The organism is Vibrio sp. R10-SG3-ISO10, assembly GCF_059834185.1.
In genome coordinates, this window is the sequence record NZ_JCBDHG010000012.1 from 17,883 (window position 1) to 39,677 (window position 21,795).

The following is a 21,795-nucleotide window of genomic DNA, read 5'->3' on the forward strand; positions in this document are numbered from 1 at the left end:
CATGGTACTGTAAGGCGATTGATGAAGACAAGCACTTAAAGCCGCTTAAATCACCTAAATGAATGAATATTTATCAGATGTTAGAACTTTGGCAACTTACTCCTTTCATTTCAGCCCGTGTCAGTATCAAGTTAGGAATTAACCGAGTGCGACGAGTTAGACTAAAATACGTTCAAAGCTAGATAGAAAAGCGCACAGAGGCCATTTTTCTGCCAAACAACTGTGCTAAGCTATCTCATTAATAAACCTAACTTTGATAGAAGTGACCCTATGACTCAACATCTGGTGATTACTGCGGTAGGAACAGATCGCCCAGGCGTATGCAATCAAGTTGTACACCTGGTCACTCAGTCTGGATGCAATATTGTTGACAGTCGTATCGCCCTATTTGGCAATGAATTTACCCTTATCATGTTACTCACGGGCAACAACGCGGCAGTGACTCGCGTTGAAACCACTTTGCCACTGCTTGGTCAAGAGCATGATCTGATCACCATTATGAAGCGTACTTCTACTCACGCTCATCTTGATAATACCTACACCTTAGAGGTGTTTGTCGAGTCAGATGACAAGCCGGGGCTGACCGAAAAGTTCACCAATTTTTTCGCCGAGAAGAACATTGGGCTTTCGTCACTCAGTGCGCAAACCATTGATAAAGAAAAAATCAACTCTGAAAACGATCAGTTCCATATCGCGATTACTGCGACAGTAGACTCTGGTTGTAATCTTATGCAACTGCAAGAGGATTTCGATACTCTTTGTCAAAAGCTAAGCGTACAAGGCTCACTAAATTTCTTAAAAAACAGCCAATAAAAAGGAATCTCAATGAACACGCTCACAGCCGGTGCACCAGCGCCAGCCTTCTCTTTACTTGACCAAAATGGCGAAACCGTCTCTCTAGGTGATTTCAAAGGTAAAAAAGTACTGTTTTACTTTTACCCTAAAGCCATGACGCCTGGGTGTGCCGTTCAAGCGCAGGGCCTACGCGATGTGAAAGCAGAGCTTGATGCTCACAATGTTGTCGTTTTAGGTGTTAGTATCGACCCAGTTAAACGCTTGGGTAAGTTTATTGAGCGCGATGAACTTAACTTCACTCTTTTGTCTGATGAAGACCATGCGGTTGCTGACCAGTTTGGCGTTTGGGGCGAAAAGAAGTTTATGGGTAAGGTTTACGATGGCCTACACCGTATTAGCTTCCTGATCAACGAAGAAGGCGTGATTGAGCACGTCTTCAATAAGTTCAAGACAAAAACACACCATGAAGTAGTACTAGATTACTTGAACGACAATAAGTAACTAGCTTTCCCTAATAAAAACGCCAGCATTATCGCTGGCGTTTTTATTTATTGGGAGCAACAGGCTTACTAAACAATAAACTTGTTTAGGATGGCATCTTGCTCACGAACATTTTCAGTTTGAACCTGCATAGCCATGTTTGCTTCTTCTGCTGAATCCGCGACTTGAGTAGACAGATCTTTAATCTTCACTGTATTGCTGTTGATCTCTTCAGCTACCAAGCTCTGCTCTTCAGCTGCAGATGCGATCTGCATGTTCATATCACTGATACGTTGAATCGCTTCGCGAATGCGCTGCAATGCACCATCGGCCGCTTGTGCTTTGTCTACCGCATCAACCGCAGTGTTTTTACTTTCATTCATCGCTGCTGATACCGAGCTAGCACCTGCTTGAAGCTGTTCGATCATGCTACGAATTTCTGTCGTTGATTCTTGAGTACGCTGCGCCAGAGTACGGACTTCATCTGCTACTACCGCAAATCCGCGTCCTGATTCGCCGGCACGCGCAGCCTCAATCGCCGCATTCAGTGCCAATAGGTTAGTCTGGTCAGCGATATCATTGATAACTTTTAAGATAGTCTCAATGTTGGCTGTTGCCGATTCAAGGCCTTGAACCTCTTCGACAGCTTGATCAATACGTGAAGAGAGCATATCTATCGAGTTAGTCGTATCACTCACTACCGATGAGCCATCTTGAGTCGCATCATCCGCCTCTTTCGCCGCTGCAGCTGCTCCTTGCGCATTATTTGCTACTTCGGTCGCCGTTACCGCCATCTCGTTCATCGCGGTCGCTAACTGCTCTAGCTCTTCAAGTTGACTACGCATTGCGCCTGCAGAATGCTGCGCGCCGACAACGGTCATCTCAGTGCCACGTAGGATTTCTGCACCAATCGCTTTCGATTGCTGAATCTGCTTCTGCAAGGTTTCAGTAAAGGTATTGAATCCTTCCGCTAACTGGGCGAACTCTTGATCAGTATTGGTATCCAAACGCTTAGTTAGATCGCCTTGACCTGATGCCACATCCTGAATCGCATCGTTTAGAGTCGCTAGGGGCTTCATCAGTGCTTTGATTAGGAAGCTAAGGACGACCACGCTGAGTATCACACCAATTACTACGTATAGGATTGAGCTGTTGCGCATATCAGCAACGGCAGCAAAAGCGATGTCTTCGTCAACAACGGCACCGATGTACCAGTTTTCTGAAGGAACTTTGGTAAAGTGAACAAGTAAGCGCTGACCATCTTGTTCAAACTTCTGGTTGCCTTCCTGAACTTTCGCTTGCGGCAAGTATTTGGTTAGGTTTTCACCATTGTTTTCCGCTTGTGGGTGAGCAATCGTCGTACCGTCTGCCGTTACAATGAATAGGTAACCGGCATCAAGGAGATTCACGCTGTTGACAAGATCAGCCAAACCACCTAATTCCATATCGTAGAACATACCTGCCATAAACTGACCATTCTCTTTCACTGGCGTACCAATAGAAATGATCACTTTCTTCGAAGAGACATCCACATATGGGTCAGTAACAACTAACTTACCCTGTGCTTTCGCATCTTTAAACCAAGGGCGTACACGAGGATCATAGTCAGGACCAGCTTCCCAACCATCATCATTTTCGACAACGAAGCCATCTGCCTCGTAACCATAGCCCACTGCGAGGAAACTTCCCTTTAGCTCTGGTTTTTCAAGAATCTGTTTCACAAGCTGTCGATTCTGAGGATCGAGCTCAAGAACTTCTGTCGTAGATTGAGCGAGAGATTTTTTACTCTCCATCTCTGATACGACTGTATTTTTCACCCCTTTAACCATCTCTGTGAGACTAGTATCGACGAGCGCTTCGACTTCCTGCTTTACCGTGCTTAGCTGTTGAATCGACAACAGGGTTACGGTTACCAGCAATAGCGCTGATGAAGCCGCAACGATTTTTTGGCTAAATTTCATATTTTCCCTCAATTAGTCAGCAAGCTTTTTGTTATTGTAATTAGTATAGTTATCGTCCCGGATAACGTTTACTTAAGAAATTTCTTACAATTCACTGCTTAAGTAAATTCTATTACTGCTCAAAATGCCAACTAGAGCACAAATAAAAAGCCCTAAAGCAGAAACTTTAGGGCTTTTTATGTAATCGTTTGCACTTGCCGAGACTATCTATGTCGGGACTTCATCATCATGACTTGGCAAAGCATTCCATACTGCTTTAACCAAAGTGGCGAGTGGAATCGCGAAGAACACCCCCCAGAAACCCCATAAACCACCGAATACAAGAACCGCCACAATAATCGCGACAGGGTGTAGGTTTACCGCTTCGGAGAATAAAACCGGAACCAGAACGTTGCCATCAAGAGCCTGAATGATGCCGTAAGCAATCAGCAGCCAATAAAACTGTGGCGTTAAGCCCCATTGGAACAGGCCAACAATTGCTACAGGTACCGTTACCGCCGCAGCACCAATATAAGGGATCAATACAGAGAAGCCGACCGCCACAGCCAGTAGCACTGAATAACGAAGGTCAAGGATGGCAAAGGTGACATAACTGACACCACCGACAATGAGAATCTCCATCACCTTACCACGAATATAGTTGGAGATTTGCTCGTTCATTTCATCCCAAACTTTAGTTGCCAAACGACGGTTGCGCGGTAAAACACCACTGGTCATATCCAGCATTTCGTCTTTATCTTTGAGCAAGAAAAAGACTAAAAGTGGCACTAAAATCAAATAAACCGCCAAGGTGGCCAAGCTTACCAGTGACGCAAGTGAGCCCTTCACAACAGTCTCGCCCATCACAATCACTTGGTTTTTGGCGTTTGTGACAAGTGACTCTACGATTTGAAAGTTTTCTAGTTCTGGGTAACGGTGTGGCAACTCGGCGATAAAGGCTTGCAACCCGCCGTACATGGTTGGGATATCATTGATTAAGTTACCAACCTGCTCCCAGATCGTCGGCACCAAACCGAAAATGGCGACTAGCATTAGGCTACTAAAGCCGAGGATAACAAGAATAACCGCCAGTGTTCTTGGAATACCTAAGCGAGAAAGCTGCACCACAGGCCACTCAAGCAGATAAGCAAGCACGATTGCCACCAGCAACGGTGCAATCAAATTGCCGAAGAAGTAGATCGTAATAAAGCCGAAAAGAAGAATCGCAACAAGACTTACGGCGTGTGGATCAGAAAAACGTCGCTTATACCAGCGACTTACCATTTCAAACATTCAACATACTTCCTTTGGTTTTGTAGCTCGACTGACTTGCATTCGATAATAACCATCCTTCTCTTCACAGATTAGTTCAAATAAGTGTTTTTGAAGATACTGAGTAATATCTGCGAAAGAACTGGAATCAGAAACCAACAATAGAATTTGCTCTCCGGCAACCAAATCTTTTGTGTGACGCTTAGCAAGTAACAGTGCCATAGGGCAACGTTCTTGGCGTAAATCCAAAATATTCGGTTCCATTCTTTCGCTCGATGCTTATTATTACGGGTAGGTATTGTATAGTGTTTTTTTGCAGGCGTCAGTGCAAATAGTTGCGTCAAGCTCACGACTGTTACCTAATGGTGAATGAATGTTTTCACATTCACCGAATGAATCACTTATCGAATTGGAAACCATCTCTGCGATATGGTGTCCAAGCGTATACCCGTCTTGTTAAGATAAGCTTAGCAAGGATGAAAAAATCAACGGAGTATTACCTGTCCAATATGTTTAAACATACGCGATCACTCGTTTGTCTTTGTCTCGCCACCGCATTAAGCACTCCGGCTCCAGCACTTGCAGACAACCTCAATCTTCCCGATATCGGCACGGCAGCTAGCGGCACTTTGACTATCGCTCAAGAGTTGCAGTACGGTGATGCTTATATGCGTATGCTTCGTAACAGTTCACCGATCATTAATGACCCGGTACTGAATGAATATATTGATAGTTTAGGTCATCGCCTTGTCGCCAATGCGTCTGATGTGAAAACTCCGTTTACCTTCTTTATGATTCGCGACCGAAATATCAACGCATTTGCGTTTTTCGGTGGTTATGTCGCGCTTCATTCTGGCCTGTTTCTTTATGCCCAAAGTGAAAGTGAACTTGCTTCTGTTGTTGCGCACGAAATCGCGCACGTTACCCAGCGCCACTTAGCACGAAGCATGGAAGAACAAGCGAGGCGTTCACCAGCGACATTGGCCGCTTTAGCAGGTTCTTTGTTACTCGCGATTGCTTCACCGCAAGCAGGTATGGCAGCAATAACCGCAACCACTGCGGGTAATATGCAAGGTCAAATTAACTATACTCGCAGCAACGAAAAAGAAGCTGACCGATTTGGTATTAGCACCATGGCGAAAGCAGGCTTTGATGTAAACGCAATGCCGAGATTTTTTGGCCGCCTAGCCGATGAGTTCCGCTACGCGAGTAAGCCACCGCCAATGCTGCTGACTCACCCGCTACCTGAAGATCGTATTACCGACAGCCGTGCCCGCGCGCAAAACTACCCCGCTCGTCGAGTTGACCCTTCGTTAAACTACCACCTTGCTCGCGCTCGTGTGGTTGCTCGCTATACGGGTATCGAAGGCAAAGCTGCTCTAGATTGGATGAATCGAAAAGAGAAAAGAGCGCCAGAGAACATCAAACCTTCTCTTCAATATGGCAAAGCCTTAGTTTACTTAGACACTAATCAACTTGAAGAAGCGCACACCATTTTACAAAGCCTATTAAAGCTTGATGCTTATAACCGTTTTTATCTGGATGCGATGTCTGATCTCTATATCGCAATGAAACAACCCGAAAAAGCCGAGCAGATGCTGAAGCGCTCTTTAAAATCGGCACCTAACAATGCGGTACTGACGATCAATTACGCTAACGTTTTGATGGAGCAAGATAAAAACGAAGAAGCGATAAAAGTGCTGCAGCGTTATACCCATGATAATCCAAAAGATGTGAATGGCTGGCACTTGCTGTCTGAAGCCAATATTCACCTAGGTGTCAGTGACGAAGACTTAGCCGCACGCGCTGAAATTCTCGCGCTAAAAGCAAATTGGAACAAGGCAATTCAGTATTACACCCAGGCTAGCCAAATCGCTGAGCTGGGAAGCTTGAAGCAAGCAAGATATGATGCCCGAATTGACCAACTGATGGTTCAAAGGGATCGTTTCTTAGCTTTACAATAATAAATGGAGAAAACTCTATGTCAGTCGTGATTTATCACAACCCTCGATGCTCTAAAAGCCGTCAAACACTGGCTCTGTTAGAAGAAAAAAACATTCAACCAGAAATCGTTAAATACCTAGATACGCCACCGAGTATCGATGAACTGAAAACACTGATGGTTCAACTGGGTGTTTCAGAAGTCCGCGATATGATGCGCACCAAAGAAGATATCTACAAAGAACTGGAACTCAAGTCTGCGGATGATGAGACCTTGTTTAAAGCCATGGTTGAAAACCCAAAACTGATTGAGCGCCCTATTGTTGTTGCGAATGGTAAGGCGAAGCACGGTCGACCACCGGAGCAAGTACTAGACATTCTATGAGTTGCCAAATCGTCGTCTTGTATTACAGTCGGCATGGTTCGACACAAGCTATTGCCCGGCAGATAGCAAGAGGGGTGGAATCCATCCCTCAGTGTGAAGCGATTTTGCGTACGGTTGATGAAATTGAGGGCGAAAGCTCCGCGGATGATCCGATCATCACGCTCAGCGAATTAAAGCGATGCCATGGCCTAGCAATGGGTAGCCCAGTTTGGTTCGGCAATATGGCGGCTCCGCTTAAGCATTTCTGGGATAAAACCACCTCTGCTTGGGTATCTGGAGACCTGATCGACAAGCCTGCGTGTGTGTTTACCTCCTCATCAAGCCTGCATGGCGGTCAAGAGACCACGCTGCAAAGCATGATGCTTCCCTTGTTGCACCATGGCATGATGATTATGGGTATCCCATACTCGCAGCCTAAACTTCATACCACGCAAAGTGGTGGTACGCCATACGGAGCGACATCAGTGAGTGCGAACGGTTCGACACTCAGTCAAGATGAGATTGAACTATCGCAGCAACTGGGTAAACGCTTAGCCCGAACTGCTTTAAAATTGAAGGACCAATAATCATGCAAGAGATGCAATCAACAACTAAGCTTTATCGTCTATTGGCTCTGTTTGGTAATCTTGCTCTACTCGCTTGGATCATGATTTGGCAGCTATCGCTTTCTCCGCATCCACATATCAGTAGTACCACGCTAGCGATTGCTTGGGCAGTTCCTCTATTGCTTCCATTACCGGGCATTTTAGCCGGAAAGCCTTACACTCACGCATGGGCAAACTTTGTTTTAATGCTCTACTTCCTGCATGGATTTACGATTTTGTACGTCGATGACGGTGAACGTTGGCTAGCGGTTGTTGAGCTTGTTCTTACTACGCTGGCTTTCTTTGGCAATATTCTTTACGCCAGAGAGAGAGGTAAAGAGCTAGGAATGAAATTGAAACGATTGTCTAAAGTCGAGAAAGAAGAAAAAGCACGCTTCGAGTCGGAATAAATGGATAGCCAGATTTTTATTCTGGTTGAGATAAAAAGGGTCTGGAATTCCAGACCCTTTCTCTATTTGTTACTGCTCGCTGATAACTTCTTGCTCAGTAATCTCGCTGTCCGTTGAGGCGTCTGTTTGAACCTCTTCAGCAGTCGGAGCAACATACGGCTTACCTTGCCACTCAAACAGCAAGATCATCTCTGTCGGAATCACTTCTGGTGCAGCTTCAATAGCCTGTACCGGCTCAAAAGTTGTCACCTCATTAGCTTGAGCTAAGTTATCACCCTCGACAGGTAATGCCTCAATAGAAGGTTCAATCACTTCAGGAGCGATAACTTGCGGCTCATCCGTGACACTTTCAAGCTGAGTCACATCACGCATACGGCGCACTTCTTGTTCAAACTCTTGTTGAGTAGACAGTAGGTGCACGTTGAATGTCACTTGATTGCCTTGAATTTTAAGGATATCAATCGATGCCACTGAACTTAGCTTCTTCAGTTGGTTCTCTAAAGTAAAAAAGCTCACTGCATCATTGAGCTCAGTAAATCGAACTTTTACCGCTTCTGAAGACTCACTTGCAACCACAACCGCGCTCTTCTTGGCATAGTAATCACTGATCTGGTTAATCATTTTATCCGCAGCATCAATACCATTGTTAGAACCAGCTAAAGGAGCCTGACGAGTAACACCAATTGAAGCAGGACGCTGATCATATAAGGTCCATCTTAAGCTATTGCCTTGCGCTTTCACCACCAGCACACCATCAACTGGATAACGCTGACTCGCTTGGCCTACAGGTTGAATGAAACCACCCCACAAATCAGAGACGGCAACACCAGTGATATCATCAAAGTCACCGACAGGTACTGTGAGTGGCAGGCCGCGTTTTACCGCTTGCTGCTTCATTTGGTCTAACACCAATGAGGGTGAATGTTCCCAAATGATGTTGCGATCCGCTTGCCCTTCTTCGACTAACCAAACCAATAAATTCGCGCGAGCGGCAGGCCAAATCGGCAACTGAGCTTGACTCAGTAATGAACGAATATGAGGCGCACTAAACACCATGCGTAATGATTGCTGTTCATTGACTTGACCGTAGCTAAGTTGAGCTACGTATTGAGAACTCTGTTTTAGCGCCTTTTGCACCACTTCATTGGACACTGCATTACGGTCCCCTGAAGCACGCACTATCACTTCTTTCATGCCTTCAGCTCGCGCTTTGGCATCGGCATTGTCAGCCGCTTGGTCTAATACAACTTCCGTTTGGTACAGATCGACATTGGTTAAAGCCAATGCAGGTAGAGCGACCAGTCCCAAAATGAACAAAGCTAGATGACGCATACACTTCCTAAGATCAGTTTCTTACACGTTAAACGTTGATGATAAGCAACTATCGAGACTGGAGCAACTAAAGGTCAAGAAACTTGGCTTGATTCTAAATTTCCCCTCACAGTGTCATCACATTGACGAATAGATAAATAGTGAATTATTTGATCCAGTTCAGATTGCAAACGATTGGCATAATGATAAAATCCCGCGAATTTTATTTTTGTTGAGTAGTTTCATACTGCTTTTAGCTTTGCCACATAAAGGAATAACCCATGAAAAACGCCATTCAAGGTGCGCAGATGTTGTTTGTCGCATTTGGTGCTCTTGTATTAGTTCCATTGCTGACAGGATTAGATCCTAGTGTTGCTCTATTTGGTGCAGGTGTCGGAACCCTTCTATTTCAACTTGTTACCCGCCGCTCTGTCCCTATCTTCCTTGCCTCTTCTTTCGCTTTTATCGCTCCTATCCTTTACGGCGTTCAAACTTGGGGCGTCCCTGCGACCATGGGTGGCCTAATGGCAGCAGGTTTTGTTTACGTTGCGATGGGTGCACTGATCAAAGTACGTGGCGTTGAAATCATTCATAAACTACTTCCTCCGGTTGTGGTTGGCCCTGTAATCATGGTTATCGGTTTGGGTCTGGCTCCAGTCGCAGTCAACATGGCGCTGGGTAAGGTAGACGGATCTCAAGTCATCGACGCAGACGCTTCACTGGTTATTTCAGTGGCTTCGCTGCTTACCACGATTGTTTTAAGTGTGTTCGCCAAAGGTTTCCTAAAACTAACCCCTATTCTAGGCGGCATTGTTGTTGGCTACGCACTGAGTCTTGGCTACGGCATTGTCGATTTTACACCAGTACATGAAGCGGCTTGGTTTGCTCTACCAAACTTTACAACGCCTGAATTTAACATCAACGCGATCCTATTTATGATTCCGGTCGCGATTGCTCCGGCTGTAGAACACGTTGGCGATATGCTGGCAATTTCGAACGTGACAGGCAAAAACTACATTAAAAAACCAGGTTTACATCGCACGATTACCGGTGACGGGGTGGCGACTATCGCTGCGTCAATGGTTGGTGCTCCGCCAAATACCACCTACTCTGAGGTAACTGGCGCAGTCATGCTGACCAAAGCGTTTAACCCAGTCATCATGACATGGGCTGCAGTAAGTGCCATTGTTCTCGCATTAGTCGGTAAACTCGGTGCTGTGCTACAAACCATCCCTATGCCTGTTATGGGTGGCATCATGATCCTATTGTTCGGTTCGATTGCGACGGTAGGTTTAAACACGCTGATTAAGAACAATGTTGACCTTCACAAGTCTCGCAACCTAGTCATCGTTGCTATTACCCTAGTGTTTGGTATCGGTGGTATGGCTTTCGGTATCGGTGAGTTCAGCCTACAAGGTGTCAGCCTGTGTGGTATCGTGGCGATTCTACTTAACCTAGTTCTACCAAAAGATTTGGGCGAGAACCACGTCGTCGATAATGCACAGATGGAAGAAGAAACGAAGTAGAATCGAGAATCGAGAATCGAGAATCGAGAATCGAGAATCGAGAATCGAGAATCGAGAATCGAGAATCGAAGTGTTTTGAGGGTTGGCGTTTTGCGTCAACCCTTTTTTGGAAAACTAGAAAACTAGAAAACTAGAAAACTAGAAAACTAGAAAACTAGAAAACTAGAAAACTAGAAAACTATCGTTGCTCATCTTTACTTAAAGAGTAAACACCTATTTTCTCGCAGGGCGAAGCCCGATCTCGCTTTCTATAGCGAAGCGTTCCCGAGGACGAAGTCCGTTCCAGAATCCCGAAGGACGAAGTCCGTTCCCTAACCCCCTACCCACACAACTCAGCAAACTGACCGCGGGTTAGGCTTGCTAAATCTTGCGGTGATAACTCAATTTCCAAACCTCGCTTACCCGCACTGACACAAATCGTTTCTTGTCCAATGGCACTTTGATGAATAAACGTTGGTAGAGACTTTTTCTGTCCAAGTGGGCTGATGCCGCCCACGACATACCCTGTGGTTTTCTGCGCTATGTCCGGATTAGCCATCTCTGCCTTTTTGCCTTTTGCCGCTTTGGCTGCCTGCTTTAGGTTGAGCTTCTGGTCAACGGGGATCACCGCAACCGCGAGGTTTTTCGGCTCTCCATTTAAGCAAAATAGCAAGGTTTTGAAGACCTGTTCAGGGTTTTGCCCAAGTGCCTCTACCGCTTCTAAACCATAGCTTTCGGCTCTAGGGTCATGATGGTACTGGTGAATGGTGTGAGCAATTTTTTTCTTCTTAGCGAGATTTATTGCAGGAGTCATACTCCCTCCAACTTTAGACAAACAAAAAAGCGCTGCTCATTTGAGCAGCGCTTTAGCTTAAAGACCGTTATAAGTTGGTGTCAACTTACTTGTAAACAATCTCACCTGATGGTGCGTATTTGTTCACGTCGATTGGGCTGTTTGACTCTAGGTACTCTTTTAGTACTTCGGCATCAACGAAACCAGTGTTAACAAAACCTGGGTGACCCATTAGTTTAGGGTAGCCGTCACCGCCTGATGCGTTGAAGCTAGGCACTGTAAAGCGGTACGTTTCATCTAGGCGAAGCTGTTTACCACCGATGAACACGTTTGAAACTTTACCATCAGCAACTGTCATCGAGATACCTGCGAACTGAGCGTACGCACCAGAGTCTACTGGCTTAGTTGCAACAACGTTTAGGTAATCCATCACTTCTTGACCAGACATGTCTGTGTAAGTCAGGATATTGCCAAATGGTTGTACCGTCAGCACGTCTTTGTATGTCACTTCACCCGCAGCGATAGAATCACGCACACCACCAGAGTTCATTACAGCAAAGTCAGCTTTCGCGCGCTCCATATGAGCCGTTGCGATTAGACGACCTAGGTTAGTCTGTTGGAAACGAACTACGTTACGGTCACCTTCCAGCTTCCCGTTAGTTTCAGCAATCTTAACGTCTAGCTGCGCTTTACCTTTTTCTTGGTAAGGGCGTAAGAACTCTAGCAGTTCAGTATCTTCTGCGATCTCATCTTCGATAAGAACACGCTGTTTCTTACCATCAATTTTAACCTTTTTCTTCAGGTTAACTGGGATTAGGTCGTAGCTCACCATTTGTAGCTCGCCGTTACGGAATTCGTAATCAGCACGGCCTACATATTTACCCCACTCGTGCGCCTGAACGATGTAAGTGCCGTTTTGTAGGTCTGGCTTACACTCATCAGAAGGCTTGAAGTTTTTCTTAACAACGTTTGGCGCTTCCATACATACAGGTTCTTGCGAGTGACCACCAACGATCATATCTAGAGAACCTTCATCTAGGTAACGAGCTAGTGCTACATCACCTGGCGCGTTTACGCCACGCTTACCATCTTCGTAGTGGCCCATGTGAGTAACCGCGAAGATAAGATCTGGTTTTTCAGTTTTCTCAAGCTCAGCGATTAGCTGCTTCGCTTCTTCTTTAGGGTCACGGAAATCGATGCCACCGATAAATTCTGGGTTACCGATTTTCTGCGTATCTTCTGTCGTTAGACCGATAACGGCAACTTTAATACCCTGTAGGTCAAACATCTCGTAAGCCTGGAACATACGCTCGCCAGTCTCTTTGTCGTAGATGTTTGCAGAAAGCATTGGGAAGTTAGCCCACTCTTTCTGTTTCATTAGAACTTCAAGAGGGTTATCAAACTCGTGGTTACCAAGTGCCATTGCATCGTAACCAATTTTGCTCATGCCTTTGAAATCTGGCTCAGCATCTTGTAGATCTGACTCTGGAACACCAGTGTTGATGTCACCACCAGATAGCAGTAGCGAGCTACCACCTTCTGCAGCGATCTCTGCACGAAGCTCATCAATCAGTGTTTTACGAGCAGCCATGCCGTACTCGCCGTATTTGTTCTGCCAGAAGCGACCGTGGTGGTCGTTAGTATGTAGAACAGTCAACTTATAAGTTTTGTCTGCTTCCCACTCGTGTTGTGGTGCCGTTGCACAACCAGCTAGAGTTGCCAGGATAGCTGCGCTAATAGCGCTTTTTACGATCAGGCCTTGCTTCATTGTCATACCTTTTGAACTTTTAGGGGTTTCCACTGCTTTTTTATACTGCTCTCTGTGAATAGACAGACTTGGAAAATAACAGGCTGATAGAGCAGTAAAACTTGAACTAGTTTAAATTAAGGTGACGAAAGTGACACTTGAATTTCATATTTATGATGACTGGATCACTCTTAATAACCATTAATCATGTAATAAATGCCCAGAATTACACAGGCGCAAATATAAGATCACAAGCAAACGTTTGTCTGAGAGAAATAACGTTTTAAGCGCTATTGTGACTTAGGTTATTTAATCAACATAAAAGGCGAACTTCGTGAATGTTAACAACCAAACACAACCACTTTTCGTTATGTTATAACAAAACAAATGTCGAGAAATTAATTTAGCAAGGGCAACAGGATTAGAATTTTCATCGGATAATCAGGAGCTAAACGAGTGCACAATTGTTATATTATAACAACTTTAATTTATTTGATTGTAGACAGGTGATTAAGGGCTATTAATTGATGAAGAACCAAGAACAAAAAAGCCAGCAAATTAGCTGGCTTGTTTAAATTCAATATTGAGCACTACTTAATATCGATATGGTCAAAACCTTTGATCAGATCATCAAGTGCTTTCATTTGCGCTAGGAACGGCTCTAGTTTATCCAGCGGCAAAGCAGATGGACCATCACAACGGGCTTGATCTGGGTTCGGGTGTGCTTCGATAAACAGACCTGCAATACCTGTCGCTAATCCCGCTTTTGCTAGCTCAACAGTTTGCTCACGGCGGCCACCAGAAGCAGCACCAGAAGGGTCACGCATCTGAAGTGAGTGTGTTACATCAAAGATGATTGGGCTACCGTTGGACGCTTTCTTCATGACGCCAAAGCCAAGCATATCAACGACTAGGTTGTCGTAACCATGGCAAGAGCCACGTTCACATAGAATGATGTTCTCATTACCACACTCGCTGAACTTGTCGACGATGTTACCAACCTGTCCTGGGCTCATAAACTGAGGCTTCTTAACATTGATCACTGCACCTGTTTTTGCCATTGCTTCAACAAGGTCAGTTTGACGAGCTAAGAACGCAGGAAGTTGAATAACATCAACCACATCAGCCACTGGCTGCGCTTGTTCTTCAGTGTGAACATCAGTGATGATCTTAACGCCAAAGGTGTCTTTCAGCTCTTGGAAGATTTTCATCCCTTCCTCTAAGCCAGGACCACGATAAGAGTGCACAGAGCTACGGTTTGCTTTATCAAATGACGCTTTGAATACGTAAGGAATACCTAGCTTTTCTGTGACTTTTACGTAGTGCTCACAAATCTGCATTGCAAGATCGCGCGATTCTAGAACGTTCATGCCTGCAAACAGCGTGAATGGCTTGTCGTTCGCTACTGGAATATCACCAACGTGAACAATTTTCTGTTCCATGTTCTTCTCTCTATTTCGATGTCGTGCCAGCTCCGAAGAGATGGACTTAATGTAAGGTCACCTGAGTTTCACTCATGGCGTTGACTTGATTCTTGAGCAGCTCTGCCGCTGGGTCATCAGGGCACTGGTCGATAAAATACTGATAATCACTCAATGCAATTTGATGACAATCAAGCTGCTGATAAATAAATCCACGATCGCGAATTTCATATGGGTCATCAGGGACAAAGGTCAACGCAAGATCGGTACACTTTAACGCCAAAGTATAGCGCTCTTCTCTAAGCAGAGCACTTTTCAGTAAGGCTAACCATCGACCAATGACCGTTGGGTTATCCGTCTCTAATAGGTGCTTCGATTCTAGCTTAGCAAGCGGGCCTTTGTGACCGATTAACCAAGCACCAAGCGTATGCTCCGTCACATACTCCCCATTGAATGGATTAATGTACAGCGGCTTCTCACCATACCACTCAAGCTTAACAAGAAACTGAGTTGGAAAAGTTACCCCTACTAGAGGAAAGCCGAGTTTACGGGCAATATAGAGTAAAATTGCCCCTAAGCTGACAGGAATGCCTTTACGGGTTTCAAGCACTTTATCGACAAAACCATTTTCTGAATGGAAATAGCTTTCTCTATCACCTTGGAACCCCCACTCGTAGTAGAAGAGACGCAATAGGGATTCAAAGCGCTGCTTGTCGTTCACTTCATGAACCAGAGCAAGTTCAGCTTCTTGTACCAGCCGACTTAACTCTGCTTCTGCCCAATGGACTTGGGTTTGAGGATTGATCGCTTTATTTAACGCCAGTGCACCTTCAGCAAGCTCCATGGCGTCAAAGTCTTCATCAAATAACTCAAGCATATGGGTTGTCATAACCTCGTTAACCAAAAAATATTATCCAAAGAACATCGGCGTCTTAGTGACAGCAACTTTACCTGCCATCGCTAGCCATCCTAATGCACCAAAGAATGAGAAGGTTCTTAGCAGCTTATTCTTGCCAAGTTTTAGGGCGAAGAAACCAAGTGCAATATAAGCCAAGACACAAGTAATCTTTTCCGTCAGCCAAGGTGCAGCTGGGGTAAATGGAATAAAACCAGTAATGAAGATCAATCCAATACCTGATAACAGTAAGCACGTATCATTAATGTGCGGGAATACTTTGAAGAACTTCTTTTCTAACAGTTGTGAATTCGCCATCATCATGGCAAATCGTACCGATAATAATGTAGCGCTGATGGCGATAGTGAGCAGGTGAAAATGTTTTAAACCTTCGTACATTGATAGTCTCTCTTACTTCAGTGGTGGTATTGGCCGATAGTTACTCGGTCGTTGTCACCATAGTCCTTGTAGGTTTCCACTCGATCGTAGCCAAGTGATAATAATAAGTTCCTTACCGCCTCACCCTGTTCAAATCCATGCTCGAACATCAGCCACCCCTCATTGATGAGATAGGATCTCGCTTGTGTTGCGATGTGTCTGATGTCTGCGAGACCTTTCTCTTCAGCCACCAAAGCACTTAACGGTTCAAAGCGCACATCTCCTTGAGTCAGATGTGGATCTTCTTTCTCAATATAAGGAGGGTTGGATACAATAAGAGCAAACTCTATGCCACTGGGTAGAGGCTCAAACCAACTACCGGCTAAGAATTGGGTATTGGTTAAGTTGAGGGCTGTTGCATTAGATTGAGCGAGTTGCTGGGCATCTGTTTTAAGGTCTACCCCCCAAACATTCCGGCTTGGAAGTTCAGAGGCTAACGCCAAAGCGATCGCACCTGTCCCCGTCCCTAAATCGAGGATATCTCCTTGATTTAATAACGCTTTGTCCAAAGCAACCTCAACCAAGCGCTCTGTATCTGGTCTTGGAATCAGAGTCGTCGGCGAAACTTTCAGCGGCAATGACCAAAACTCACGTTCACCCGTGATGTAGGCAATCGGCTCACCGTTTAATCTACGCTGCAATAGATTTTGAAAGTCACTAAGCTGCTCAGCCTCAAGAATTTTGTCTGGCCAAGTCAACAGAAACGAACGGGGTTTATCTAAGGCGTGGCAAAGAAGCACCGCGGCATCAAGAGAGGGCGAATCACTGCCACTCTCCTGAAGTTGCTGTACGGCCTTTTTTAGTGTGCTTTCAACACTGCTGTCAGCCGACATGGGTTTAGTTGTTCTCTGCTAGCGCAGCTAACTGATCTGCTTGGTGCTCCTGAATAACCGGATCAATCAAGCTTGAAACCTCACCTTCCATCACTTCGTTTAGACGATAGATGGTTAGGTTGATACGGTGGTCTGAAACACGGCCTTGAGGGTAGTTATAGGTACGAATACGGTCACTACGATCACCAGAACCTAGAAGGTTACGACGTGTATCTGACTCTTCCGCCGCACGCTTCGCTTCTTCTGCTTGAATAATACGAGCCGCGAGAACAGCCATCGCCTTCGCTTTGTTCTTATGCTGTGAACGTTCGTCCTGACACTCTACAACTGTACCTGTTGGCAAGTGAGTAATACGAATCGCCGAGTCAGTGGTGTTAACGTGCTGACCACCCGCGCCTGATGCACGGAATGTATCGATCTTAAGGTCTGCCGCTTTGATTTCTGGAATTTCCGCTTCTGGAATCTCTGCCATAACAGCTACGGTACACGCAGAAGTATGAACACGACCTTGCGATTCTGTTGCTGGAACACGTTGTACACGGTGACCGCCCGACTCAAACTTCAATACGCCATATGCGCCATCACCAGAGACTTTTGCGATCATCTCTTTGTATCCGCCATGCTCTGCTTCATTTGAAGACATCACTTCTACGCGCCAGCCTTTCTTTTCAGCAAACTTGCTGTACATGCGGAACAAGTCGCCAGCGAAGATACCCGCTTCGTCACCACCCGCACCCGCGCGGATTTCTAGGAAACAGTTGCGGTCATCATTAGGATCTTTAGGTAGCAGTAAGATTTGTAGTTCGTCATTTAGACGTTCAATCGTCTCTTTCGCTTCTTTGATCTCTTCCTGAGCCATTTCGCGCATTTCTTCGTCATCTTCTTTTGCCATCTCTTCAGCAGCAACCAGATCTTCTTGCGCTTGCTGATAAGCTTGGAAACACTTAGTGACTTCCTCTAGCTGAGAATACTCTTTTGATAACGCACGGAATTTGTCTTGGTCACCGATCACATCAGGATCGCCAAGTAGATGTTGAACTTCTTCGTAACGCTCAACCAGGGTTTCTAGCTTAGTTAAAATAGAGGCTTTCATAGTTTTCTTTAACTCAGGGGTCTAATGAAGTCTGTCACTCTTATACCTAAGAATGATCAAGACCTAAACTTTGTCTAATAGTAGCAAGCCTTGCAGGCTCACCTTTCTCGGCGGCACTTTGCAGTGCACGGGTTGGCGCATGAATCAACTTGTTGGTTAATTTATTACTCAGCTCTAGCAGAACTTTTTCTGCATCCGCACCCGCTGCGAGAGACTGTAAACTTTTATTGAGAAGCTCTTCTCGAATGTCGTTCGCTGACTGACGGTACTCTCGAATACTGTCGACAGCTTGCAGAGAACGCATCCACGACATAAATGCCGCACTTTCTTCACTGACGATCGCTTCCGCTTGAATCGCTTCGATTTTTCTCTGCTCCATGTTGCTATCAACAATAGTTTGCAGGTCATCAACAGAGTAAAGGTATGCGTCATTTAGCTCACCCACTTGCGATTCAATATCACGAGGAACAGCAATGTCGACCAACAGCATAGGTTGGAAACGACGCGCTTTTAATGCTGTTTCGACCATCCCTTTACCAATAATTGGTAGTGGGCTGGCGGTTGAACTGATCACGATATCTGCACGAGGGAGATGATCGGGAATTTCAGGTAAACCAATAATTTCAGCGCCAAACTGCTCGGCCAAAGGAAGCGCGCGCTCCTTAGTACGGTTTGCAACGATCATCTTGCTACAACCATTGCCTGCTAAGTGCTTGGCCACCAATTCAATGGTTTCACCCGCGCCAACCAGTAACACCGTCGACTTCTCTAGCGATTCAAAAATATGCTTTGCGAGAGTACATGCCGCATATGCAACAGATACGGCGTTGCCGCCAATGTCTGTCTCAGTACGCACTCGCTTAGCAACCGAGAAAGCTTTTTGAAACAGCTTCTCCATTGCCGCGTCCACTGCCTTACTTTCTCTTGAGTCAGAATAGGCTTGTTTCACCTGTCCTAAGATTTGAGGCTCACCCAGCACCAAAGAGTCCAAGCCACACGAGACTCGCATTAAATGACGAATCGCAGCTTGTTCCTCATGGATATAAAGACTGGGTTTAAGATCTTCAGGACTAACTTGATGAAACTGACTTAACCAATCAATGATTTTGCTCTTGCCGCCACTTTTCACATCACAATAGATTTCGGTGCGATTACATGTAGACACAATCACACTTCCATTTACGTTTTGGTTTTGGCCGAGCTGGTCTAACGCTTCAGGTAACTTTTCCGGGCCAAACGCGACTTTTTCACGAAGTTCGACTGAGGCCGTATTATGGTTGATACCTATAGCAAGCAAAGACATGTATCGTTGGTTCTCTGAATCAGACAATGGACAAATAAGGTCGGAATTTTACTTGATGCCCCCGTTTATTGAAAGGGGAATCAGGATATGTTTTCTTGAGTTCGTGATTTCAATGATATAGTGAGCAGATACTTTGGCTAAAACTGGATAAATAATCAGCAATGGTGAAACATTTTCGATCTATTTTTCTCTTGCTCGTCGGCACACTATTTTTGCATGGCTGTGCGACTATTGACAGCACCACCAATGTCGAGTGGCAAACTCATCAACAACGTTTAGCCACCATTCAAGATTACCGAGCCAATGGCAAACTCGGCTACATTGCACCCGAGCAAAGACAGTCACTTAACTTCCAATGGGCTCACTCGCCGACATTAACCCATTTAAGAATGACCACCTTTCTCGGTCAAACTGCGCTTAACCTAAAATCCACTCCGGATGGGGCTAGCGTCGAAACTTATGATGATCAAACCTTTTACGCTTCAAGCCCAGAAGCCTTGATTAAGCAGCTGACGGGGCTAAACATTCCTGTCGAGCAACTCAATGATTGGATGTTAGGTCGACCAACTCAAGCCGATGACTACCAATTGAATGAAACCAACACCCTTGCATCTTTAACCAAGCAAGTGGGCGCCCAAGTATGGCAGCTCAGTTACGCCAGTTATCAAGATGTGCTAATCGACGGTATTGCTCTCCCATTACCCAAAAAAATGAAGCTCATACAAGGCGATATCTCTATAAACATCATTATTTCGAAGTGGAATACAAACCAATGATCTCGGAAACCACTCACTGGCCTTCTCCAGCAAAACTTAATCTGTTTCTTTACATCACCGGACGCCGTGACAACGGCTATCACGAGCTGCAAACCTTATTTCAGTTCCTTGATCATGGTGACGATCTCACCATCACCGCCAACAATACCGGCGAAATTACCCTATCACCACAGATCCCAGGTGTTGCCCTTGAAGATAATTTGATCTGGAAAGCCGCAACCGCTCTGAAGCAAAAGTCTGGTTGTCCTTTCGGCGCTCATATTGAACTTAATAAGGTTCTTCCTATGGGAGGTGGTATCGGTGGAGGGTCATCAAACGCTGCAACGACGCTTGTCGCCCTTAATCACCTTTGGCAAGCAGACCTCTCTGAAGATGAACTGGCAGAGATCGGACTAAAACTTGGGGCGGATGTCCCTGTCTTTACTCGCGGATTTTCAGCGTTTGCGGAAGGTGTCGGTGAAGAGCTGACTCCTGCAAAGCCCGATGAAAAATGGTACTTAGTCGTCAGACCTAATGTCTCGATTGCCACTGTTGATATTTTCACTCACCCCGATTTAACGCGAAACACGCCAAAACGAACACTGGCAACCCTTCTTGACAGAGATTACGGAAACGATTGCGAAAAAATTGTTAGAATGCTGTACCAAGAGGTTGATAAGCAACTTTCTTGGCTGCTACAATACGCGCCGTCGCGGTTGACCGGGACGGGATCATGCGTTTTTGCCGAGTTTTCGAGCAAAAATGAAGCTGAAACTACCCTCGGGAAACTGCCAGACACTGTCTCCGCATTTGTCGCTAAAGGCAAGAATATTTCACCTTTATACGAGACACTGGCTAAGTATCGCTTAGCCCACTCACAATCTATTTAAAAACTGGACGCAACCCTGAGGTTTCCACCGTGCCTGATATGAAGCTATTTGCTGGTAACGCTACACCTGAACTAGCCCAACGTATTGCTGATCGTCTATACATCTCTCTTGGTGATGCTACTGTTTCTCGTTTTTCTGATGGCGAAGTCGCTGTTCAAATCAACGAAAACGTACGTGGTAGTGATGTTTTCATCATCCAATCTACTTGTGCACCAACTAACGACAACCTAATGGAACTTGTAGTGATGATTGACGCAATGCGCCGCGCTTCAGCGGGCCGTATTACAGCAGTTATCCCTTACTTTGGTTACGCTCGCCAAGACCGTCGTGTACGTTCTGCTCGTGTGCCAATCACTGCTAAAGTTGTTGCAGATTTCCTTTCTAACGTTGGCGTTGACCGCGTTCTAACCATCGACCTTCACGCAGAACAAATCCAAGGCTTCTTCGATGTTCCAGTTGATAACATCTTCGGTACACCTGTACTGCTAGAAGACATGGAAGCTCGCGGCCTAGAGAACCCAGTAGTGGTATCTCCAGACCTAGGTGGCGTTGTTCGTGCTCGCGCAACTGCAAAAGCACTAGGTGACATCGATATTGCTATCGTTGATAAGCGCCGTCCACGTGCTAACGTTTCTGAAGTGATGAACCTAATCGGTGATGTTGAAGGTCGCGACTGTGTGATCGTTGATGACATGATCGACACAGGCGGTACGCTATGTAAAGCAGCTGAAGCGCTAAAAGAGCGCGGTGCTAAGCGTGTATTCGCTTACGCAACTCACGCAGTATTCTCAGGCAACGCAGCTCAAAACATCGGTAACTCAGTGCTAGACCAAGTTATCGTGACTGACTCAATCACGCTACCTAAAGAGATGGAAGCAACAGGTAAAGTTACTTGTCTAAGCCTATCTCGCATGCTTGCTGAAGCAATCCGTCGCATCAGCAATGAAGAGTCAATCTCAGCGATGTTCAACTAATCGCCTCTGCGGTTAAATCGAATTGAAAAC

General features: G+C 45.5%; 22 protein-coding genes. 10 read left to right on the top strand and 12 right to left on the bottom strand.

The genetic code is table 11. The features are described from left to right. Positions 1-270: 270 nt before the first annotated feature. Both AC6R16_RS05475 and bcp read left to right on the top strand, forming a co-directional pair. Positions 271-813 (top strand): ACT domain-containing protein, encoded by a 543-nt coding sequence (locus AC6R16_RS05475; protein WP_494504606.1) that lies wholly within the window; start codon positions 271-273, stop codon positions 811-813. A 12-nt stretch (positions 814-825) separates the two neighbouring features. Beyond that, positions 826-1,296 carry a thioredoxin-dependent thiol peroxidase gene (gene bcp / locus AC6R16_RS05480; protein ID WP_500673827.1) on the top strand — a complete coding sequence of 157 codons (471 nt, stop codon included), beginning with the start codon at positions 826-828 and terminating at the stop codon, positions 1,294-1,296. 68 nt (positions 1,297-1,364) lie between these two features. Here the strand turns inward: bcp and AC6R16_RS05485 are convergent, their stop codons facing one another. The 3 genes from AC6R16_RS05485 to AC6R16_RS05495 all read right to left on the bottom strand — a co-directional run bounded on the left by AC6R16_RS05485 (position 1,365) and on the right by AC6R16_RS05495 (position 4,751). Beyond that, the gene (locus AC6R16_RS05485; RefSeq protein ID WP_500673828.1) at positions 1,365-3,236 is read right to left on the bottom strand and encodes a methyl-accepting chemotaxis protein; all 1,872 of its coding nucleotides are present in this window, start codon (positions 3,234-3,236) and stop codon (positions 1,365-1,367) included. A gap of 207 nt (positions 3,237-3,443) precedes the next feature. Next, entirely contained in the window at positions 3,444-4,508 is a 1,065-nt protein-coding gene (locus AC6R16_RS05490) for an AI-2E family transporter (protein WP_004747045.1), read from the bottom strand. Next, positions 4,509-4,751 carry a sulfurtransferase TusA family protein gene (locus AC6R16_RS05495; protein ID WP_425665995.1) on the bottom strand — a complete coding sequence of 81 codons (243 nt, stop codon included), beginning with the start codon at positions 4,749-4,751 and terminating at the stop codon, positions 4,509-4,511. A 245-nt stretch (positions 4,752-4,996) separates the two neighbouring features. Between AC6R16_RS05495 and bepA the strand changes: the two genes are divergently transcribed. The 4 genes from bepA to AC6R16_RS05515 are packed head-to-tail and all read left to right on the top strand — an operon-like array spanning position 4,997 to position 7,807. Further along, positions 4,997-6,451, top strand: a complete 1,455-nt coding sequence (gene bepA, locus AC6R16_RS05500) for a beta-barrel assembly-enhancing protease (RefSeq protein ID WP_500673948.1) — start codon at positions 4,997-4,999, stop codon at positions 6,449-6,451. 17 nt (positions 6,452-6,468) lie between these two features. Next, the gene (gene arsC, locus AC6R16_RS05505) at positions 6,469-6,813 is read left to right on the top strand and encodes an arsenate reductase (glutaredoxin) (protein ID WP_494504603.1); all 345 of its coding nucleotides are present in this window, start codon (positions 6,469-6,471) and stop codon (positions 6,811-6,813) included. Then, complete coding sequence (wrbA, locus tag AC6R16_RS05510) at positions 6,810-7,379, top strand: NAD(P)H:quinone oxidoreductase (RefSeq protein ID WP_500673829.1); 570 nt, start codon at positions 6,810-6,812, stop codon at positions 7,377-7,379. Before arsC ends, wrbA begins: the two co-directional genes overlap by 4 nt. 2 nt (positions 7,380-7,381) lie before the next feature. Next, entirely contained in the window at positions 7,382-7,807 is a 426-nt protein-coding gene (locus AC6R16_RS05515) for a DUF2069 domain-containing protein (RefSeq protein ID WP_069666930.1), read from the top strand. Between the two features lie 69 nt (positions 7,808-7,876). Here AC6R16_RS05515 and AC6R16_RS05520 read toward each other — a convergent pair whose 3' ends face one another. Then, entirely contained in the window at positions 7,877-9,139 is a 1,263-nt protein-coding gene (locus AC6R16_RS05520; RefSeq protein WP_500673830.1) for a DUF2066 domain-containing protein, read from the bottom strand. Between the two features lie 260 nt (positions 9,140-9,399). Between AC6R16_RS05520 and AC6R16_RS05525 the strand changes: the two genes are divergently transcribed. After that, a complete protein-coding gene (locus AC6R16_RS05525; RefSeq protein ID WP_239854691.1) occupies positions 9,400-10,644 on the top strand; it encodes a uracil-xanthine permease family protein in 1,245 nt (414 codons plus the stop codon). Between the two features lie 319 nt (positions 10,645-10,963). Here the strand turns inward: AC6R16_RS05525 and ybaK are convergent, their stop codons facing one another. The 8 genes from ybaK to hemA form a co-directional block, all read right to left on the bottom strand. Continuing rightward, positions 10,964-11,437 (bottom strand): Cys-tRNA(Pro) deacylase, encoded by a 474-nt coding sequence (ybaK, locus tag AC6R16_RS05530; RefSeq protein ID WP_500673831.1) that lies wholly within the window; start codon positions 11,435-11,437, stop codon positions 10,964-10,966. Between the two features lie 85 nt (positions 11,438-11,522). Continuing rightward, positions 11,523-13,184, bottom strand: a complete 1,662-nt coding sequence (ushA, locus tag AC6R16_RS05535; RefSeq protein WP_004747071.1) for a bifunctional UDP-sugar hydrolase/5'-nucleotidase UshA — start codon at positions 13,182-13,184, stop codon at positions 11,523-11,525. A 569-nt stretch (positions 13,185-13,753) separates the two neighbouring features. Further along, positions 13,754-14,605, bottom strand: a complete 852-nt coding sequence (kdsA, locus tag AC6R16_RS05540) for a 3-deoxy-8-phosphooctulonate synthase (RefSeq protein ID WP_004747073.1) — start codon at positions 14,603-14,605, stop codon at positions 13,754-13,756. Positions 14,606-14,651: 46 nt separating this feature from the next. Beyond that, the gene (locus AC6R16_RS05545; protein WP_004747075.1) at positions 14,652-15,461 is read right to left on the bottom strand and encodes a SirB1 family protein; all 810 of its coding nucleotides are present in this window, start codon (positions 15,459-15,461) and stop codon (positions 14,652-14,654) included. 33 nt (positions 15,462-15,494) lie between these two features. After that, entirely contained in the window at positions 15,495-15,878 is a 384-nt protein-coding gene (locus tag AC6R16_RS05550) for a SirB2 family protein (protein ID WP_004747076.1), read from the bottom strand. 17 nt (positions 15,879-15,895) lie between these two features. After that, on the bottom strand, positions 15,896-16,750 hold the full coding sequence (prmC, locus tag AC6R16_RS05555; protein ID WP_500673832.1) for a peptide chain release factor N(5)-glutamine methyltransferase: 855 nt from the start codon (positions 16,748-16,750) through the stop codon (positions 15,896-15,898). Positions 16,751-16,754: 4 nt separating this feature from the next. After that, entirely contained in the window at positions 16,755-17,843 is a 1,089-nt protein-coding gene (gene prfA / locus AC6R16_RS05560) for a peptide chain release factor 1 (protein ID WP_500673833.1), read from the bottom strand. A gap of 46 nt (positions 17,844-17,889) precedes the next feature. Next, positions 17,890-19,146 (bottom strand): glutamyl-tRNA reductase, encoded by a 1,257-nt coding sequence (gene hemA, locus AC6R16_RS05565; RefSeq protein ID WP_239854697.1) that lies wholly within the window; start codon positions 19,144-19,146, stop codon positions 17,890-17,892. Between the two features lie 161 nt (positions 19,147-19,307). On the opposite strand from hemA, the gene lolB reads away from it, so the two are divergent. From lolB to AC6R16_RS05580, 3 genes are read left to right on the top strand one after another with little or no spacing between them, the layout of a single operon-like run. After that, positions 19,308-19,922 (top strand): lipoprotein insertase outer membrane protein LolB, encoded by a 615-nt coding sequence (gene lolB, locus AC6R16_RS05570; protein WP_500673834.1) that lies wholly within the window; start codon positions 19,308-19,310, stop codon positions 19,920-19,922. Beyond that, the gene (ispE, locus tag AC6R16_RS05575; protein ID WP_500673835.1) at positions 19,919-20,791 is read left to right on the top strand and encodes a 4-(cytidine 5'-diphospho)-2-C-methyl-D-erythritol kinase; all 873 of its coding nucleotides are present in this window, start codon (positions 19,919-19,921) and stop codon (positions 20,789-20,791) included. Before lolB ends, ispE begins: the two co-directional genes overlap by 4 nt. A 29-nt stretch (positions 20,792-20,820) precedes the next feature. Further along, the gene (locus AC6R16_RS05580; protein WP_004747085.1) at positions 20,821-21,765 is read left to right on the top strand and encodes a ribose-phosphate pyrophosphokinase; all 945 of its coding nucleotides are present in this window, start codon (positions 20,821-20,823) and stop codon (positions 21,763-21,765) included. The last annotated feature ends 30 nt before the right edge of the window (positions 21,766-21,795 follow it).

Coding starts and splice junctions, on each gene's coding strand:
- ispE (WP_500673835.1), top strand. CDS start 19,919: ATGATCTCGGAAACCACTCACTGGCCTTCTCCAGCAAAACTTAATCTG.
- AC6R16_RS05485 (WP_500673828.1), bottom strand. CDS start 3,236: ATGAAATTTAGCCAAAAAATCGTTGCGGCTTCATCAGCGCTATTGCTG.
- hemA (WP_239854697.1), bottom strand. CDS start 19,146: ATGTCTTTGCTTGCTATAGGTATCAACCATAATACGGCCTCAGTCGAA.
- AC6R16_RS05545 (WP_004747075.1), bottom strand. CDS start 15,461: ATGCTTGAGTTATTTGATGAAGACTTTGACGCCATGGAGCTTGCTGAA.
- AC6R16_RS05490 (WP_004747045.1), bottom strand. CDS start 4,508: ATGTTTGAAATGGTAAGTCGCTGGTATAAGCGACGTTTTTCTGATCCA.
- ybaK (WP_500673831.1), bottom strand. CDS start 11,437: ATGACTCCTGCAATAAATCTCGCTAAGAAGAAAAAAATTGCTCACACC.
- lolB (WP_500673834.1), top strand. CDS start 19,308: ATGGTGAAACATTTTCGATCTATTTTTCTCTTGCTCGTCGGCACACTA.
- AC6R16_RS05515 (WP_069666930.1), top strand. CDS start 7,382: ATGCAAGAGATGCAATCAACAACTAAGCTTTATCGTCTATTGGCTCTG.
- AC6R16_RS05520 (WP_500673830.1), bottom strand. CDS start 9,139: ATGCGTCATCTAGCTTTGTTCATTTTGGGACTGGTCGCTCTACCTGCA.
- bepA (WP_500673948.1), top strand. CDS start 4,997: ATGTTTAAACATACGCGATCACTCGTTTGTCTTTGTCTCGCCACCGCA.
- arsC (WP_494504603.1), top strand. CDS start 6,469: ATGTCAGTCGTGATTTATCACAACCCTCGATGCTCTAAAAGCCGTCAA.
- bcp (WP_500673827.1), top strand. CDS start 826: ATGAACACGCTCACAGCCGGTGCACCAGCGCCAGCCTTCTCTTTACTT.
- ushA (WP_004747071.1), bottom strand. CDS start 13,184: ATGAAGCAAGGCCTGATCGTAAAAAGCGCTATTAGCGCAGCTATCCTG.
- AC6R16_RS05550 (WP_004747076.1), bottom strand. CDS start 15,878: ATGTACGAAGGTTTAAAACATTTTCACCTGCTCACTATCGCCATCAGC.
- prmC (WP_500673832.1), bottom strand. CDS start 16,750: ATGTCGGCTGACAGCAGTGTTGAAAGCACACTAAAAAAGGCCGTACAG.
- prfA (WP_500673833.1), bottom strand. CDS start 17,843: ATGAAAGCCTCTATTTTAACTAAGCTAGAAACCCTGGTTGAGCGTTAC.
- kdsA (WP_004747073.1), bottom strand. CDS start 14,605: ATGGAACAGAAAATTGTTCACGTTGGTGATATTCCAGTAGCGAACGAC.
- wrbA (WP_500673829.1), top strand. CDS start 6,810: ATGAGTTGCCAAATCGTCGTCTTGTATTACAGTCGGCATGGTTCGACA.
- AC6R16_RS05495 (WP_425665995.1), bottom strand. CDS start 4,751: ATGGAACCGAATATTTTGGATTTACGCCAAGAACGTTGCCCTATGGCA.
- AC6R16_RS05475 (WP_494504606.1), top strand. CDS start 271: ATGACTCAACATCTGGTGATTACTGCGGTAGGAACAGATCGCCCAGGC.
- AC6R16_RS05525 (WP_239854691.1), top strand. CDS start 9,400: ATGAAAAACGCCATTCAAGGTGCGCAGATGTTGTTTGTCGCATTTGGT.